Source organism: Acidovorax sp. Leaf160, assembly GCF_001424265.1.
GTDB lineage: Bacteria > Pseudomonadota > Gammaproteobacteria > Burkholderiales > Burkholderiaceae_C > Paracidovorax.
Map to the genome: position 1 here is coordinate 55,993 of NZ_LMOV01000028.1, position 14,989 is coordinate 70,981.

The following is a 14,989-nucleotide window of genomic DNA, read 5'->3' on the forward strand; positions in this document are numbered from 1 at the left end:
GCTGCATGCTGCGCGCCCGTGGGTCAGAGGGCAAAGCGGTGCGGCGCGGATGTTGCGCCAGCAGTCGCGCTCAGGCGCACGGCGCCTGCAACTCCAGCCGGTAACCGAAGCCCCGGATGGATCGGAGCGCGACCCCGTGGGGCTCGAGCTTGCCGCGCAGGCGCGAAACGTAGACCTCGACCGCATTGGGCGTGATTTCCTTGTCCCAGCCGGTGAGGGCCTGCAGCAGTTTCTCCTTGCTGGCGGGCTTGGGCGCATGGATGAGCAGGTATTCCAGCACCGTCCATTCGCGCGGGCCGAGCTCGATCGGCTGGCGCGCGATCAGGCCCGGGCCGGCACGCACCGTGACGCTGCGGTGCGCCGTGTCCAGCTCGAGCGGGCCGAAGCCGAGGATGGCCGTGGTGGCGGCCTGCGAGCGGCGCAGCAAGGCGCGCAGGCGCGCCAGCAGCTCGGGCAGCTCGTAGGGCTTGACCATGTAGTCGTCCGCGCCCAGGTCCAGTCCCTGCACCCGGTCATGGAGCGCATCCCGCGCCGTGAGGATCAGCACCGGCATGGATGGATGCGCCATCTCCGGCCGGCGCAGGCGGCGCGTCAGCTCCAGCCCGTCCATGCCCGGCAGGCCGATGTCGATGACGGCGGCGTCGAACGATTCGGCATGCAGCACCTCCTCGGCACGCTCGCCGCTGCCAACCCAGTCCACCGCGTAGCCGGCGTCCGTGAGGCCGAGCTTGATGCCGCTGGCCAGCATGACGTCGTCTTCGACCAGGAGCAAGCGCATGGCAGAAGCCGTGGAAGCGGTCGGTCGTTGGGCAGCGGGGCGACGGGAGGAAGGAGCCGGATCAGTGGCTGCGGATCATCGTGCCGTAGGCCTGCTCGGTCAGGATTTCCAGCAACATGGCATGCGGCACGCGGCCATCGATGATGTGCACGGCGTTGACGCCCGCCTTGGCGGCGTCGAGCGCACCGGCAATCTTGGGCAGCATGCCGCCGGAGATGGTGCCGTCGGCGAAGAGGCCGTCGATCTCGCGCGAGGTCAGGTCGGTGAGCAGCTCGCCCGCCTTGTTCAGCACACCGGGAATGTTGGTGAGCAGCACCAGCTTCTCTGCCTGCAGAACAGTCGCCAGCTTGCTGGCCACCACGTCGGCGTTGATGTTGTAGCTCTCGTTGTCTTCGCCGAAGCCGATCGGGCTGATGACGGGGATGAACGCATCGTCCTGCAGCGCCTTGACCACGCTGGGATCGATCGAGACGATGTCGCCCACCTGGCCGATGTCGTGTTCGATGCTCGGGTCCTTGTTGTCCACCATGCGCAGCTTCTGCGCGCGGATCATTCCGCCGTCACGGCCCGTCAGGCCCACGGCCTTGCCGCCGGCTTGGTTGATCAGGCCCACGATGTCCTGCTGCACTTCGCCGGCCAGCACCCATTCGACGACCTCCATGGTCTCGGCATCGGTCACGCGCATGCCCTGGATGAATTCACCCTTCTTGCCCAGCCGGTTCAGCGCCGTCTCGATCTGCGGGCCGCCGCCGTGCACCACCACCGGGTTCATGCCCACCAGCTTGAGCAGCACCACGTCTTCCGCGAAGTCGGCCTGCAGGGCCGGGTCGGTCATGGCATTGCCGCCGTACTTGATCACCATGGTCTTGCCATGGAACTTGCGGATGTAGGGCAGCGCCTGGGCCAGGATTTCGGCCTTGTCGCGCGGGGCAATGGATTGGAGGTCGGTCATGGAAGGCGCGCCGTCAGGCACTGGAGCGATGGAGAAGATGGGCAAATTGTGCCGCAACTGCGGGGCATCGCCGCGACAGGCGTGCCGGGGGGCGGGCTGCGCGGGCCGCCCGGGCGTTCAGTGGCGCAGCCAGTGCGGCACCTTGAAGCGCACGATGCCCAGGTAGGCCGCCACGTAGAGCGCTCCGAAGATGCCGCAGAACGTCATGAGCACCAGCGTGTTGTTCCAGAACAGGACGGCTGGAACCACGGTCAGCATGGTGAAACCCCAGAGATACGGCGAGGTGCGGTTGTTGCGCATCAGCACCCGCCGCGCTTCGTCGTCGTGAAACACCCCGCGCACGATGCGGCGGTAGATCAGCTGGTGGAAGTGCAGCGCATCGGCCACGCCCGGCGACACCCCGCGCGCCAGCTTGCGGTAGATGGAAAACAGCGTCTCCCAGACCGGGTAGATCAGCAGCAGCAGGGGAAACCAGGGAGAAACGTCGGGGTTGCGCTGCACCAGCGAAATGCTGGCCAGCGCGATGACCACGCCCCACACATAGGCCCCGCCATCGCCCGCGAACAGCATGCCGCGCGGGTAGTTCCACACCAGGAACCCCCCCGTAGCCGCGGCGGTGCACACCAGCAGCGCGGCGAGCGAGCGGTCGCCCACCTGGATGCACACATGCGCCAGGGCCAGGCAGATGATGAGCGCCACCATGCCGGCAAGGCCGTTGTAGCCATCGATGATATTGAAGGCGTGGGGGAGTCCGGTGATGGCGAGCAGCGAGATGCCCAGCCCCAGCCAGGGAATCCAGTGCAGCAACGTGTCGAGCCAGGGCAGCCCCAGGCGCGGGATGCTCACGCCCAGCAGCACCAGCGCCACCAGGCCCGAACAGCCTGTCAGGAGAAGCCGGTAGCGCACGGCCAGCCGCTGGGTCAGGTCTTCGACGATGCCGCCCATGGCGGCGGGGGTCAGCGCCAGCAGCCACCACCAGACCCAGCTGCCCAGCCGCAGGGAGCCTGGGTCGCCGGACGAGGTCTGCCAGATGCCCAGAAGCCAGCTGACGGTGATCGCCAGCCACAGCGCAAGGCCGCCCAGGCGCGGCACGTCGCCGACGTGAAACCGCTGCGGCATGCTGTCGCTGTAATCAGCCGCACTTCCGCCAAGCCAACGGACAATGGCTCCGGCAGCCACGAGGGCGACGAAGAAGCTGACAAACGACAACCAGATCATGAAGCGGCGATCGTATCCGACCGGGGTGTAGGGAAATGCAACAAAGCTGGTGGGCACGAACCGGGCGGGTGCAGCGTAGGCGCCAGAAAGCGCGCACCAAAACAGGCAGGAGTTACAGATGCAGAGGAGATCTGCGACCGCCGCATCACATCAGCGCGCGGAAGTATCGGCCGCCAATGCTCGTCCACGTGTAGTCGGACACCGCGATCTGCGCCATCTGCCCGCCCACCGCTGCCGCCCTTTGCGGTGTGAGGGCGCGGACTTGCTGCACCACGTCCTCAGCCGTCTGGAAGAACAACGCGGCCTCGTGGGTCGTGTGGCGATTGAACGCGCAATCGAAAGCCAGCACGGGCACGCCGAAGTGCATCATCTCCACCAGCGAAGGATTGGTGCCTCCGGCGGAGTGCCCATGCAGATACAGGCAGGCGCCTGCGCGCAGCGTCCGCAACGCTCCCAGGTCGTACTCCGGGTCGTGCAGGGAGATATTCGCGCAGTGCCGGTATCTCGACCGCACCGTGCGGCCGAATTCGCTCGCGTTCCAGTTGCCGATGAAGACCAGCGGCCGATCCGGCAGCCGCGCATAGGCTTCCAGGATCATCTCCACATTGTTCTCGGGCTCGATGCGGCAGAGAGCCAGCGCGTAGCCATCGGGGAGGGGCCGCGGATAGGGGGTGGCCGGGACGGCCATGGCGTGATCGCCGCCATAGGCGATCACCGTGCACGACACGCCGTAGCGCGACCTGACATGTTCGGCCACGGCCTCGTTGTCCGCCACGACCTCATGCGACCAGTGCACGGCCGCCCATTCGGACCAGCGCAGGAAGGTGCGCGCGAGTCGGCCCCACTTGGCTCGTCGCCATTCGATGCCATCGATGTTGGTCACGATCCGCGTGCGCGTCAGCAGGCGCATCAGGCCCAGGCCGATGGCACCGGACACGCCCAGTACCAACACGGCATCCGCACGCTCGCGGGCAGCGACCGCCAGTGACCACAGGTCATAGGGAATGCTCGACAAACCGTTGGCCTTCAGCGGCAGATAGCGCAGCCGGGCCCCGTGGAACTGGTCGGGCCGGTCCAACGGAAGCGGCTCCCCGCAGAACACGGTCAGCTCGACGGGCAGGGCCGAGCGCTCGCTGTAGACCACCAGGTTTTCCGCCAGTGTTTCGAATCCGCCGTAGGCAGCGGGCACTCCGGCGCAACCCACGATCATGATCTTGCGGCGGCGCTCCCCAGCTTCCGTCCGGTGCGACACGGTGGGGCTCATGGTACGAGGACCGCACGGCGGATCGCGGCCTGGAATGCATGGGGCGACAGACGCCGCGCCACGGCACGGCCCGCATGCGACATCTGCATGCAGAGCGCCTCATCGCCCGCCAGCGCCAGAACCGACTGCCGCAACGCGTCCGCGTTGCGTGAGTCCACCAGGTAGCCCTGCACACCGTGCTGCACCAGCTCCGCCGGGCCTCCCACGGGCGGAGCGATCACCGGGATGCCGAACGCCATCGCCTCCAGCAAGGTCAGGCCGAACGTCTCTTCGCACAGGTCCACCCGCGACAGGTTCACCACCACACTGGCACGGGCGTAGGCGATCGATGCGTCCGTCAGGCCCTGGGTCAGGACGAGATTGGCGGGACGGTCTCGGTCCGCGAAATAGGCACTCACCGCCGGGGCTTCGTCGCTGACGACCAACTCGAATTCGATGTCCGGCCGGTCGGCCAGTTGATGCGCCAGGCGAAGCAACTCCGGCACACCCTTGTAATCGCGCAGCGAGCAGAGCATGCAGACCCGAAAGACTGCGCCGCGTCGGGCGGTATAGCCGTGGCGCAAGCCGGTCGCGTAGAGATCCGGCTCCACGGCGTTGGGCACGACCAGCGCCCCCGCCACGCCCAGGGCCTGCTTCTGGAAATCCGACACGCAGATGACGCGGTCCGCGCTCCACAGCGCGGTGCGCAGCAGGAACCATTGCAGCAGCCGCGGCCGCATGGAGGCTTCGTGCAGATGGCACACCACGCGCCGCCCGGTGAGCCGTCCGAACATCGCGGCAGCGAAAGGCAGCAGGGTGTTGACGTAGATCACGGCGTCCGTGTCGATATCGCGCGCCTTGCGCAGCAGGCGCAGCAGGCTCCACTGGCTGCCGAGATAGGCCCAGAGGGTCGCCCATCTTCTGGAGTGGCGGCGGTAGGGATAGCGACGCGCGCCAGGCACGGCTTCGCCGAGGAATCCGTCGCCGCCCTCCCCCAGATACAGCAGGTGGTCAGGATCGACACCCTTGAGCGCCCCCATCACGCTGAGCAGCACCCGCGGACTTCCGGAACGGTCATTCAGCAGGTGGGCAAATACGATCATCGGGCCTTGGGGTCGGGGGGAAGCGCTCGGGTGGGATTATCAAGGCTAGCAGGACCCGCTCCACACGGCGAAGCGCTGCCCTGCCGATGGGGCGTTGCCTGCAATGCATTCGTCATAATCGCGCCCCATGACTCAAAACGCCAAGGACCAGCACATCTATCTGCGCACCATCGATTCCGGTGAGCGCACCTCTCTTTCCGTGCTGGCAGGCCTCATTGAGCGTGGTTCGCGCGTGCTTGACCTGGGCTGCGGCAGCGGTTCGCTGGGCCGCTACCTCCAGGAAACCCGGGACTGCACCAGCGACGGGGTGACCTGGAGCGAAACCGAAGCCCGGATGGCGCGGCCCCACTACGACCAGGTCGAGGTGGCCGACCTGGAAAGCTGCGACCTGATTTCGATGTTCGGCACACAGCGCTACGACGTCATCGTCTGCGCAGACGTGCTGGAACACCTGCGCCAGCCAGAACGCGTGCTGGCCCAGTGCCGGTCGCTGCTGAAGGACGGCGGGCGGGTGCTGATCTCGGTGCCCAACGCCGCATACGCCGGGCTGATCGGCGAGCTGTCGCAGGGCGAGTTCCTCTACCGCGAAGAAGGCCTGCTGGACCGCACCCACCTGCGCTTCTTCACCCGCCGCTCGCTCGGCCGCTTCCTGGGCGAAGAGCGTTGGGCGGTGAAGTCGCTGGACACCATCCAGCGCGAACTGCCCGAATCCGAATTCCGCGTCGCCTTCGACCAGCTGCCGCCCGCCGCGGCGCGCTACCTGCTCGGCACGCCCGACGCCCTCACCTACCAGTTCATCGTCGAGGCGCACCCGGTCGAGGCCGTGGTCGACAACCACCATGCCGTGCAGGTCGAGGCCCGGGCCATCGGCCCCGAGAGCGCCGGCGCCGGCTTCACCGCGCAGCTCTACCTGGGCCGCGATGGGCATTACGAAGAAGACGACAAGCGCTCGGCCGTCGGCCGGATCGGCCTGACACGGCAGGTGCTGCGTTTTTCCCTGCCTGCGCAATCCAGCGAGCGGCCTTTCACGCAGATCCGCTTCGACCCGGCCGATCGCCCTGGCTTCATCCATCTGCATGGCATGGTGCTGACCAACGCTGCGGGCGACACCCTGTGGTCGTGGCAAGCCGGGCAGGGCGCACGGCCGCTGCTGGAATCCGCCGCGCACCAGCAGATCGTCGGGGGCGACATGCTGCCGGCGGTGGCCGCCGCCGCGCTGCTGCTGCTGACGGGGGACGACCCCTGGCTGGAGCTGCCCGTGCCCGCGCAAGCGCTGGCCCTGGCCAACGGCGGCGCACTGGCCGTGGACCTGGGATGGCCGATGTCGGCGGACTATCTGACCCTGGCTGGAAGCGTGCAGCCGCTCCAGCGCCGCGTGGCCGAGCTGGGCGACGAACTGCACCACGCTCAGACCGTCGTGCAGGACCGCGACGCCACCCTGCGCGAACTGCACGAGCAGATGGCAGCCAAGCACCAGGCCCTGATGGACGCCGAAGCCCTGCAGGCGAAGGAGCGCCACAAGCTCGAATCGCTGGTTGAAAAAGAACGCACCCTGGCCGCCGAGACCCGCAATCTGCACGCTGGCGAACAGCGCGAAATCGCCCACCTGCGCGGCGCCCTGTCCAACGTGGAACGCGAGCGCACCCGGCTGCAGCAGGAATACGCCCAATTGGTGGACACGGTGAAAGCCGTGGAGAACTCCGCCGTCTACCGTCTCAGCCGCCCCGTGGCCCGCATGAAAAAGCACATCGATTACTGGCGCGGCCGTGGCCCCCACCCCGACGCTGCCGCCCAGGCGGCGGCCCACACCGCCGTGTCGACGGCGCCGGCTGCGCAGCGGATCACGCCACCCGACCATCCGGTGGACGTCATCGTGCCCGTCTACCGAGGCCTGGCCGACACGCAGCTGTGCATCGACTCGGTGCTGGCCAGCCCGGTGCGCGTGCCCTACCGGCTCGTCGTCATCAACGACTGCAGCCCTGAGCCCGAGGTCACGCAGTGGCTGCGCGACCGCGCTGCGCAAGACAGCCGCATCCTGCTGCTGGAGAACCCCGAGAACCTGGGCTTCGTCGGCACGGTGAACCGGGGGATGGCGCTCAGCGACAGCCACGACGTGCTGCTGCTCAACAGCGACACCGAAGTCGCCAACGACTGGCTCGACCGCATCCGTGCAGCCGCCTATGGCGATCTGCGCATCGCATCGGTCACCCCGTTTTCCACCAATGCGACGATCTGCAGCTACCCCGAGTTCTGCAAGGACAACGCCCGGCCCCCGGGCTACGACACGGCGCGCATCGACGCGCTCTGCGCGCGTACCCACCCGGGCGCCGTGGTGGACGTGCCGACCGGCGTGGGTTTCTGCATGTACATCCGGCGCGACAGCCTCCAGCACGTGGGCCTCTTCGATACCGAGAATTTCGGCAAGGGCTACGGCGAGGAAAACGACTTCTGCCAGCGCGCTGCGCAGGCCGGCTGGCGCAACCTGCATTTGCTCGACACCTTCGTGCTGCACACCGGGGGCGTGAGCTTCGGCGACAGCAAGAGCCCGCGCGAGCAGGCCGCCATGGCCACGCTGGCACGCCTGCACCCGCAGTACGCACGGGACGTGCATGCCTTCGTGCAGGCCGACCCGGCCCGCCCCTACCGCCTGGCGCTGGACGTGGCACGCATCGTGGAGTCGGGCTTGCCCGTCATCCTGAACGTGCTGCATGACCGCGCCGGAGGCACGGTGCGCCATGTGCGTGAACTGGCCGCCCATCTGGCGGACAAGGCGGTGCTGCTCACCCTCACACCCGGGCCGGGATACACCGTGGTGCTGCGCTTCGCGCGCAAGGAGGAAGGCTTCGAACTGACGTTCCAGTCGGGCAGCCAGCAGGCGGAATTGCTCGACGTGTTGCGCCGTCTTGGCGTAGGCCACGTGCATTTCCACCACCTGCTCGGGCACGACCCGATCATTCGCGACCTGCCCCACCTGCTGAACGTAACGTACGACTTCACCGCGCACGACTACTTCAGCTACTGCACCCACATCACCCTCACCGGCACGAAGGACCGGTACGTCGAAGAGCTGGGCCCCGGCCAGTGCGGCTGCTGCCCGCCCGACATGGGCGCGCCCTCGCACGGCAACGTCGCCCACTGGCGCGCGGCCAATGCACGGCTGCTGGTGGGCGCGCGGCATGTGCTGGCGCCCAGCCATGACACGGCACGGCGCATCGCCGCTTTTGCGCCGGCGGTGACGGTGCTGCCGATTCCGCACACCGACGTCACCGACGTGGCCTCGCTGCCTTTGCCGGCGCCGCGGCTCGTACCCGCCCAGGCATCGCTGAAGATCGTGGTGATCGGGGCTTTGAGCGCCATCAAGGGGGCGGACGTGCTGGAAGCGGTGGCGATGGAGGCCGCACGGCGCAAGGTGCCCATCGAATTCCATCTGATCGGTTTCGCCTACCGTCAGCTGCAGACCCAGCCGCGGGCACGACTCACGGTGCATGGCGGCTACGCGGAAGAAGACCTGCCCGGCCTGATCGAATGGCTGCAGCCCGACCTGGCGTGGTTCCCCGCCCAGTGGCCCGAGACCTACAGCTACACGCTGAGCGCTGCCCTGCAGGCAGGCCTGCCGGTCGCCGTGGGAGACCTCGGCGCGTTCGCGGAGCGCGTCGCCGGGCGCCCCTGGAGCTGGATCTGCGACTGGGATCAGCAGCCCAAGGAGTGGGTCGACACCTTCCTCGCGATGCGCAACGCCCACTTCGTCACGGGAGAAGCCCCTTCGTTGGCGCACACGCAGCCCCAGCCGCTGCCGCCGATGGACGCGCCCGACTGGCACTACGAGTCGCACTATCTGCAAGGCCTGACCCGCCCTGTGGCCAGCGAGCCCGGCGCAGGCCAGCTGTTCGCGCCCGGCGAGCTGGAACGTTTCGTGGCGCAGCCCACTGCCGCCGACCACGCCAAGTCCGGCGTGCTGGATGCCATCGTGTTCCTGCGGTCGCTGCCGTTGCTGCGCAAGGTGGCGCAACAGGTCCCGCCGCACTGGCGTCGGCGCGTCAAGAGCTGGCTTCAGCGCTGACCTGGGCGGCCCGGGCCGGCGGCCGGAGCCGGTGCCGGCGCCACGGCCCGATTGCTATCTATTCTGTAGCTATACGCCCGCGATCAGTGGGCACACGAAGCCCGCAACGTTGCCAAACCTCGATCCTGCCAGCGCAAGCTGCTATGGTTTTCAGCGGAATGGCAGTGCCCTCCACTAGCACGCAGGGTCCATAACGGCCCGCCTTCGGCACGCCGCCGACGGCGCCCGCACTGCCCCGATTGCTGCGCCCTACTTGCTGAGCAGCAGGAAGATCTCGTTGTTGAGCAACCATTCGTCGGGATACCGGCCGCGCAGCTCTGCGGGAATCTCCATTTCCACGTTCCGGCGTTCCTGCCGCACCACGTGGAAGCCCGCCGCTGCGGTGAACTCGACCAATTCGTCTGCCGTGAGCCGGTTGAGCGCTTGGTACTCCTTGAACACGAAGCGCTTGTAGCCGTCCACACCGAAGTCGGCAAAACCGAAGTCCACCTCGGCCGCATCGATGGGGCCGTCGTGGTCTTCGATCACCTTCCACAGGGCTTCCTCGCTGGTCAACAGGTGGTGCCAGGGCACCTCGTCGTAGCGGCGCAGGTGGGAGCCATAAGGCGAGTAGAACAGTGGCTCGATCTGGATGAAGAAGAAGCCGCCAGGGCGCAGGCAGGCGTGGAGATCCTTCAGGATCGGCAGCAGCTGGTCGCGCTGCACATGCTCGAATGTGGACCAGCTCATGATCCCGTCCACCAGCGGACGCCGGCCCGCCAGCGGCGCGCCCGGCGGGATGGTCTCGAACGTCAGCGCGGCCGGAATGCGCGACATGCCGAGCTGTTCCCGTGCGATGCGGGGCAGCTTGGCGTATTCCTGGCGAATGTCCACGCCGTGGATGGACGTGGCGCCATGCCGCAGCACCAGGGACAGGTCGGTGATGCCGTCGCCGCAGCCGAAGTTGAGCAGCTTCGCAGTGCGCAGATCGAGCGCACTGCCGACCCAGTGGTGGACCACGTCGGACGCATAGTCGAAGTGCGCGCGAAACCATTCGTCGGTGATCTGCTTGGCGTCCCAGGGGGCGATGCCCCAGAGCTTTTCCTGCAGGCGCAACATCCAGTTCATGCGTGTTTCCTTGGTCGAAGATCTACGGGCTCGGCTTCGGCCATCGGCACCGCGACAGCAGAAGAGGCGGCAGCAGCAGCGGCAGCCAAGGCTTGCCGCATGGGGCTTAGGCCTTGCGCAGGACGTAGGCGTCCTGGTGGTTCCAGAAATGCACCAACGCATGGTGCTGGAGGGCATCCGGTCCCCACACCTCCGCGATTTCCTTGAGAACGAAAGCCTCGGACGTGAACGCCGTGCCGTATTCGTGGGCATCGATCGCATTCGATTCGCTCGATGGGGCGAAAAAGAACCCTTCAGCATCGAGCGTCACGCTGTCGAAATCGGCTGCCTTCACGCCGTGCGTGCTGAACACCAGCAACCCGCCCGGCGCCACCGCGTCCTGCAGCACGCGCAGCCAGCGCGACCAGGTGCTGCGTGGCAGGTGGCTGAACAGGGACAGCACGAACACCAGGTCGTACTGCCCCGGCCAACGCACGTCCTCCGGCCGGCTGGCCGACGGGAATCCCTCGACGCCGAACGTGTCACGCGCGAACTCCACCGCGCTCGGCACCACGTCAGACACCGTCACCCGCGGCGCCCCCAGGGCCTTGACAAGGTGGCGGGTGAAGCGGCCATGGCCGCTGGCGAATTCCAGCACGCGCGGGGTGCGCAGCAAGGGACGGTCCACCGCCTCCAGCAGCAGCATCAGCTCGGACAGGGTGCGCCAGCCGTCGGCGAAATAATCGCGCAGCGGATTCAGGCTGGAGGGGTGGCCGGCGAAGAAGTGAAAGATGTCGTCGCTGGGCGAGATGCGGCAATCCAGCCCGGTCATGTTGGTGAACGAGCCCACCAGGGCATGCTCTTCGATCAGCGCATGGGCTTCCAGCAGCGCGCTGCGGTCGGCGCGCGCGCGGGTCAGCACTTGGGCGGCGCCGGCGCGGTCGCCTTGCGCCAGCAGCTGGCGGCCTTCTTCCAGCAACTGCGCGCCGGAACTGCCGTGGGATGGGGGGGATGTCATTGTCATGGGAGCGTCATTATCCTTGGCGAGGCCGCGTCGAATGGACGAAGGCGGTCAGAGGGCGGGCGCCGGAGCCACCGGGCGCAGCGGTGCCTGCGCGGCACCGGCAGCGCACCGCCGCGCTCCGCCCGTGCATCACGCCCAGTGATGCGGCAACCGCACCAGACCCGGCAGCGGCTTGGGAAAGATGAAGCGGAAGTGCTTGAACTGAAACCACTCGTCGTACACCGCCAGCCCGGTTTCATCGAACAGGAAGGCGCTGATGACGTAGTCTCCGCTGTGCAGCGGCAGGTCGGGAAAGGTGAGCACCGACTGCCAGGTGCCGTCCGGCAGCTGCCGGGGCACGGCGCCGTCTTCGTGCGTGGCGAGCGAGGTGATGCCGACCCCCTTCGACTGCTCGATCATGAAGCCGATGTGGGGGCGCTCGTTGCCCCGGCCACGCGCAGTGATCGTGACCACCAGGTCCATGCTGTGGAGCACGGCGGGCTGGCTGCCTTCCGGCTCGCCCAGGTCCTTCACCTCGACCGACAGCAGGCAGGCCGCGCCCCCATCCACGGCCGCCACCGGCTGTGGTGGGTCTGCAGCCACGGCAGGGTCCACCTCCGCATCCTGAGCAAACGGCGTTTCACCAGCCGCCGGGGCTGCCACGGGTTGCTGCGCCGCTTCCAGCGCTTGCTGCTCCTTGGCCTGGCGCTCCCGCGTGTGCAGGTCGTAAGCCGCCAGGACGGGCTCGGTATCGCCAAACTGCTCGACATGCCCAGCCTTCAGCCAGATCGCCGCATCGCACAGGTGCCGGATGTGATAGGGGCTGTGCGAGCAAAACAGAATGGTGCAGCCGTTGTTGCGGAACGCCATGATGCGTTCGATGCACTTCTTCTGGAAGTGTTGGTCGCCCACGGCCAGCGCCTCGTCGATGATCAGCACGTCAGGCTGCACGGCGGTCACCAGCGCGAAGGCCAGCCGCACGGCCATGCCCGACGAGTAAGTCTTCACCGGCCGGTCGAGCGCTTCGCCCAGCTCGCAGAACTCGATGATCTCCGGCTCCAGCCGGGCCATTTCGTCATGGTCGATGCCGATCAGGCTGCCGCCGAAGTACAGGTTGTCGCGCCCGCTGAAGTCCGGGTGGAAGCCGGCACCCAGTTCCAGAATCGCCGTCACACGGCCAACGCGTTCGATGGTGCCCGTGGAAGGCTGCAGCGTGCCCGCCAGCAACTTCAACAGCGAACTCTTGCCCGCGCCGTTGTCGCCCACCACGCCGATGCACTGGCCCCGGCGCAGCTCGAAGGACACGTCGCGAAGCGCCCAGTGGCTGCGGTGCGTCGCCTTCCCGGTCACCAAGGCCCGCAGGCGCGCACGCGGTGACGGGTACAGCTTGTATTCCTTGCTGACCTGGCTCACCTTGAGCACGGTCTCGTTCAGATCGGGACCTGCGGCCTGGCTGGCACCGGCACCGTCACCGGCACTGGCACTACCCGCCTGCAGTTGCGCAATGGTCTTCACTGCTGCCTCGTTCATAGCCAATCCACCAGTTGGTCCCGGCTGCGCCGCACCACCACGTTCAAAGCCAGTGCGAGCACGGCCAGCCAGACCCCGAGCGCCATCCACACTGCCGCGGGAGGCCACGCCCCCTGCAGCAGCACCTGTTGGTAGCCGATGACGAGCGCCGTCATCGGGTTGAGCCACAGCACCCAGCGCCAGGCTTCCGGAAACATGGACAGCGGGAACAGGATGGGCGTGAGATAGATACCCACCGAGAGCAGAAAGCCGACGATCTGCACCGTATCACGCAGGGCAGCTGCCAAGATGGCCAGCAGATAGCCGAGCAACACACTGAGCAGCAATTGCCCGGCCATCAACGGCAGCAACCCGACCACCGGCAGCTTGAAGCCATGCAGCGGCGTGTAGGCCAAGGTGACCAGCGCCAGGATGGGGCCATAGATCACGCAGCTGGCGAGCACCGCCCGGGTGGTGAAGAGCACTGGCGGCAGCGGATTCTTCTGCAGCATGCCGCCCGCCTCGATGAGACTGTTCATGCCCCGCGAGACCGCGTCGCAGAAGGCCATCCAGGGCAAGGCGCCCACCACGAGGAAGGTGCCCACCGCATGCGGTACGCCACCGTCTTGAAGACGCATGGAGAACACGATGTCGAACACCAGGTAATAGGCCGCCACCGTGAGGAGCGGCTGAAGATAGGGCCACAAGATGCCCACGGCCGTGCCGGCGTGCCGCGCGGCGACTTCGCGCCGGGTCAGCACCCACACCAGGGCGCGCGCGCTGAAAACAGCGCGGCATTCGTTCAAAAGAGTCTGCATGCAATCACAATTGTTGGGGGCAACTCCCCCATGACATCACTGGCGAAAGCTGGGTAGCTTAAACCCTGTTCTTACCGTTCTGTAACTCGGGATTCGGCGCGCCGAAGTGGGACCGATTCCACCCTAATGGGCTAGCGATACCGCCTCACGGCCCACGAAAAAGGGCCGCCCTGTGGCGGCCCGAGATGAGAGCATGGTAGCGCGCCGTCTCTAGCGCTCGACCCTTACGGCTTGATCGGCACGTCGGTAGGTTTGAAACCGGCAGAGAACGCATTGATCGCCTCCTTGTCGATCTGCATCCCTTGCTGCAAGCGCTGTGCTTCCTCCGCGCGCGCCTGCTGCGTAACATTGGCGCGGATCTCCTTGATCAGATCCTCACGCACTTCTTCAAAGGGCCGTACCCCGGCTGGCTTGCGCTCTTCGAGCTTCATCACGTGGTAGCCGAACTGCGTTTCCACCACACCACTCAACTGGCCGGGCTTTTCCAATGCAAAAGCGGCTTGCTCGAAAGCGGGCACCATGCGGCCGGTCTGAAAGAAGCCCAGGTCTCCACCGCGGGCGGCGCTGGACTTGTCCGCAGAGCTGGCTTCAGCGAGCTTGGCGAAGTCAGCCCCGGCCTTGAGTTCGTCCAGCAACTTTTCTGCTTGGGCGCGAGACTCCGGCGTCGTGCCTGCAAACAAGATGTGGCGAACGCGCACCTGCTCCTTGTTCATGAACCGGTTCGGCTCGGCCCGGTAGACATTGCGGGCGAGCTTCTCCGCAGCCGCGTCTGTGATCTGGTGCTGCGCGTCGATGCGGGCAAGCCAGGCATCGGACAGGATGCGGTCCCGTGCAATGCGGAGCGCAGCCTGCATCTCAGGCGTGTTGGCAAGGCCAGCGGCTTCAGCCTCAGCGGCCATGGCACGCCGTGCATACAAGTTACCGGCAATCTGTGACACATTCGCAGAGCGCGACAGGACTTGATCGCGTGTCTCGGGAGGAATGCGCTCTCTGGAGTCAATCAGCACGTCACGATCGCTGATGGTGATGGAGCCGCCGCGAACCAAGGCTGAAGCAAGCTGTTCGGTTCCTGGCGCAGCTTGTAGTGCGGCGGGGGCCTGCGAGGTCATATGACCAGAGACAGGCACCGTGCCGCTAGAACCATGCTGCGCCACCGAGGCAGAAGTGCCCACCAAGCACACCAAGAAAATAGCGGCGCTCGGGAGCAACCGCCGACCAC

General features: G+C 66.9%; 11 protein-coding genes. 1 reads left to right on the forward strand and 10 read right to left on the reverse strand.

Going from position 1 to position 14,989, the window contains the following annotated elements; translation table 11 throughout:
- Positions 1 to 70: 70 nt before the first annotated feature.
- The 5 genes from ASF94_RS18640 to ASF94_RS18660 form a co-directional block, all read right to left on the reverse strand.
- The gene (locus ASF94_RS18640) at positions 71 to 778 is read right to left on the reverse strand and encodes a response regulator transcription factor (protein ID WP_056670083.1); all 708 of its coding nucleotides are present in this window, start codon (positions 776 to 778) and stop codon (positions 71 to 73) included.
- Between the two features lie 61 nt (positions 779 to 839).
- A complete protein-coding gene (gene argB / locus ASF94_RS18645) occupies positions 840 to 1,730 on the reverse strand; it encodes an acetylglutamate kinase (RefSeq protein ID WP_056670086.1) in 891 nt (296 codons plus the stop codon).
- 117 nt (positions 1,731 to 1,847) lie between these two features.
- Positions 1,848 to 2,948 (reverse strand): glycosyltransferase family 4 protein, encoded by a 1,101-nt coding sequence (locus tag ASF94_RS18650; RefSeq protein ID WP_056670089.1) that lies wholly within the window; start codon positions 2,946 to 2,948, stop codon positions 1,848 to 1,850.
- 145 nt (positions 2,949 to 3,093) lie between these two features.
- Positions 3,094 to 4,212, reverse strand: a complete 1,119-nt coding sequence (locus tag ASF94_RS18655; RefSeq protein ID WP_056670091.1) for a DUF1972 domain-containing protein — start codon at positions 4,210 to 4,212, stop codon at positions 3,094 to 3,096.
- Entirely contained in the window at positions 4,209 to 5,294 is a 1,086-nt protein-coding gene (locus ASF94_RS18660) for a glycosyltransferase family 4 protein (protein WP_056670093.1), read from the reverse strand. Before ASF94_RS18660 ends, ASF94_RS18655 begins: the two co-directional genes overlap by 4 nt.
- Before the next feature lie 127 nt (positions 5,295 to 5,421).
- Here ASF94_RS18660 and ASF94_RS18665 point away from each other — a divergent pair, with 127 nt between their 5' ends.
- Complete coding sequence (locus ASF94_RS18665) at positions 5,422 to 9,354, forward strand: methyltransferase domain-containing protein (RefSeq protein WP_056670096.1); 3,933 nt, start codon at positions 5,422 to 5,424, stop codon at positions 9,352 to 9,354.
- A gap of 249 nt (positions 9,355 to 9,603) precedes the next feature.
- On the opposite strand, the gene ASF94_RS18670 is transcribed toward ASF94_RS18665, so the two are convergent.
- From ASF94_RS18670 to ASF94_RS18690, 5 genes are all read right to left on the reverse strand, one after another.
- Positions 9,604 to 10,461, reverse strand: coding sequence for a bifunctional 2-polyprenyl-6-hydroxyphenol methylase/3-demethylubiquinol 3-O-methyltransferase UbiG (locus tag ASF94_RS18670; protein WP_056670097.1), 858 nt, complete (start codon positions 10,459 to 10,461; stop codon positions 9,604 to 9,606).
- 106 nt (positions 10,462 to 10,567) lie between these two features.
- Entirely contained in the window at positions 10,568 to 11,464 is an 897-nt protein-coding gene (locus tag ASF94_RS18675) for a cyclopropane-fatty-acyl-phospholipid synthase family protein (RefSeq protein WP_056670098.1), read from the reverse strand.
- A 129-nt stretch (positions 11,465 to 11,593) separates the two neighbouring features.
- Entirely contained in the window at positions 11,594 to 12,973 is a 1,380-nt protein-coding gene (locus ASF94_RS18680) for an ABC transporter ATP-binding protein (protein WP_082493412.1), read from the reverse strand.
- Positions 12,970 to 13,770: an ABC transporter permease gene (locus ASF94_RS18685; RefSeq protein WP_056670101.1), complete on the reverse strand. Its 801-nt coding sequence runs from the start codon at positions 13,768 to 13,770 to the stop codon at positions 12,970 to 12,972. The genes ASF94_RS18680 and ASF94_RS18685 overlap by 4 nt, the downstream gene beginning before the upstream one ends.
- A 224-nt stretch (positions 13,771 to 13,994) precedes the next feature.
- Positions 13,995 to 14,879: a peptidylprolyl isomerase gene (locus ASF94_RS18690; RefSeq protein ID WP_056670104.1), complete on the reverse strand. Its 885-nt coding sequence runs from the start codon at positions 14,877 to 14,879 to the stop codon at positions 13,995 to 13,997.
- Positions 14,880 to 14,989 lie beyond the last annotated feature (110 nt).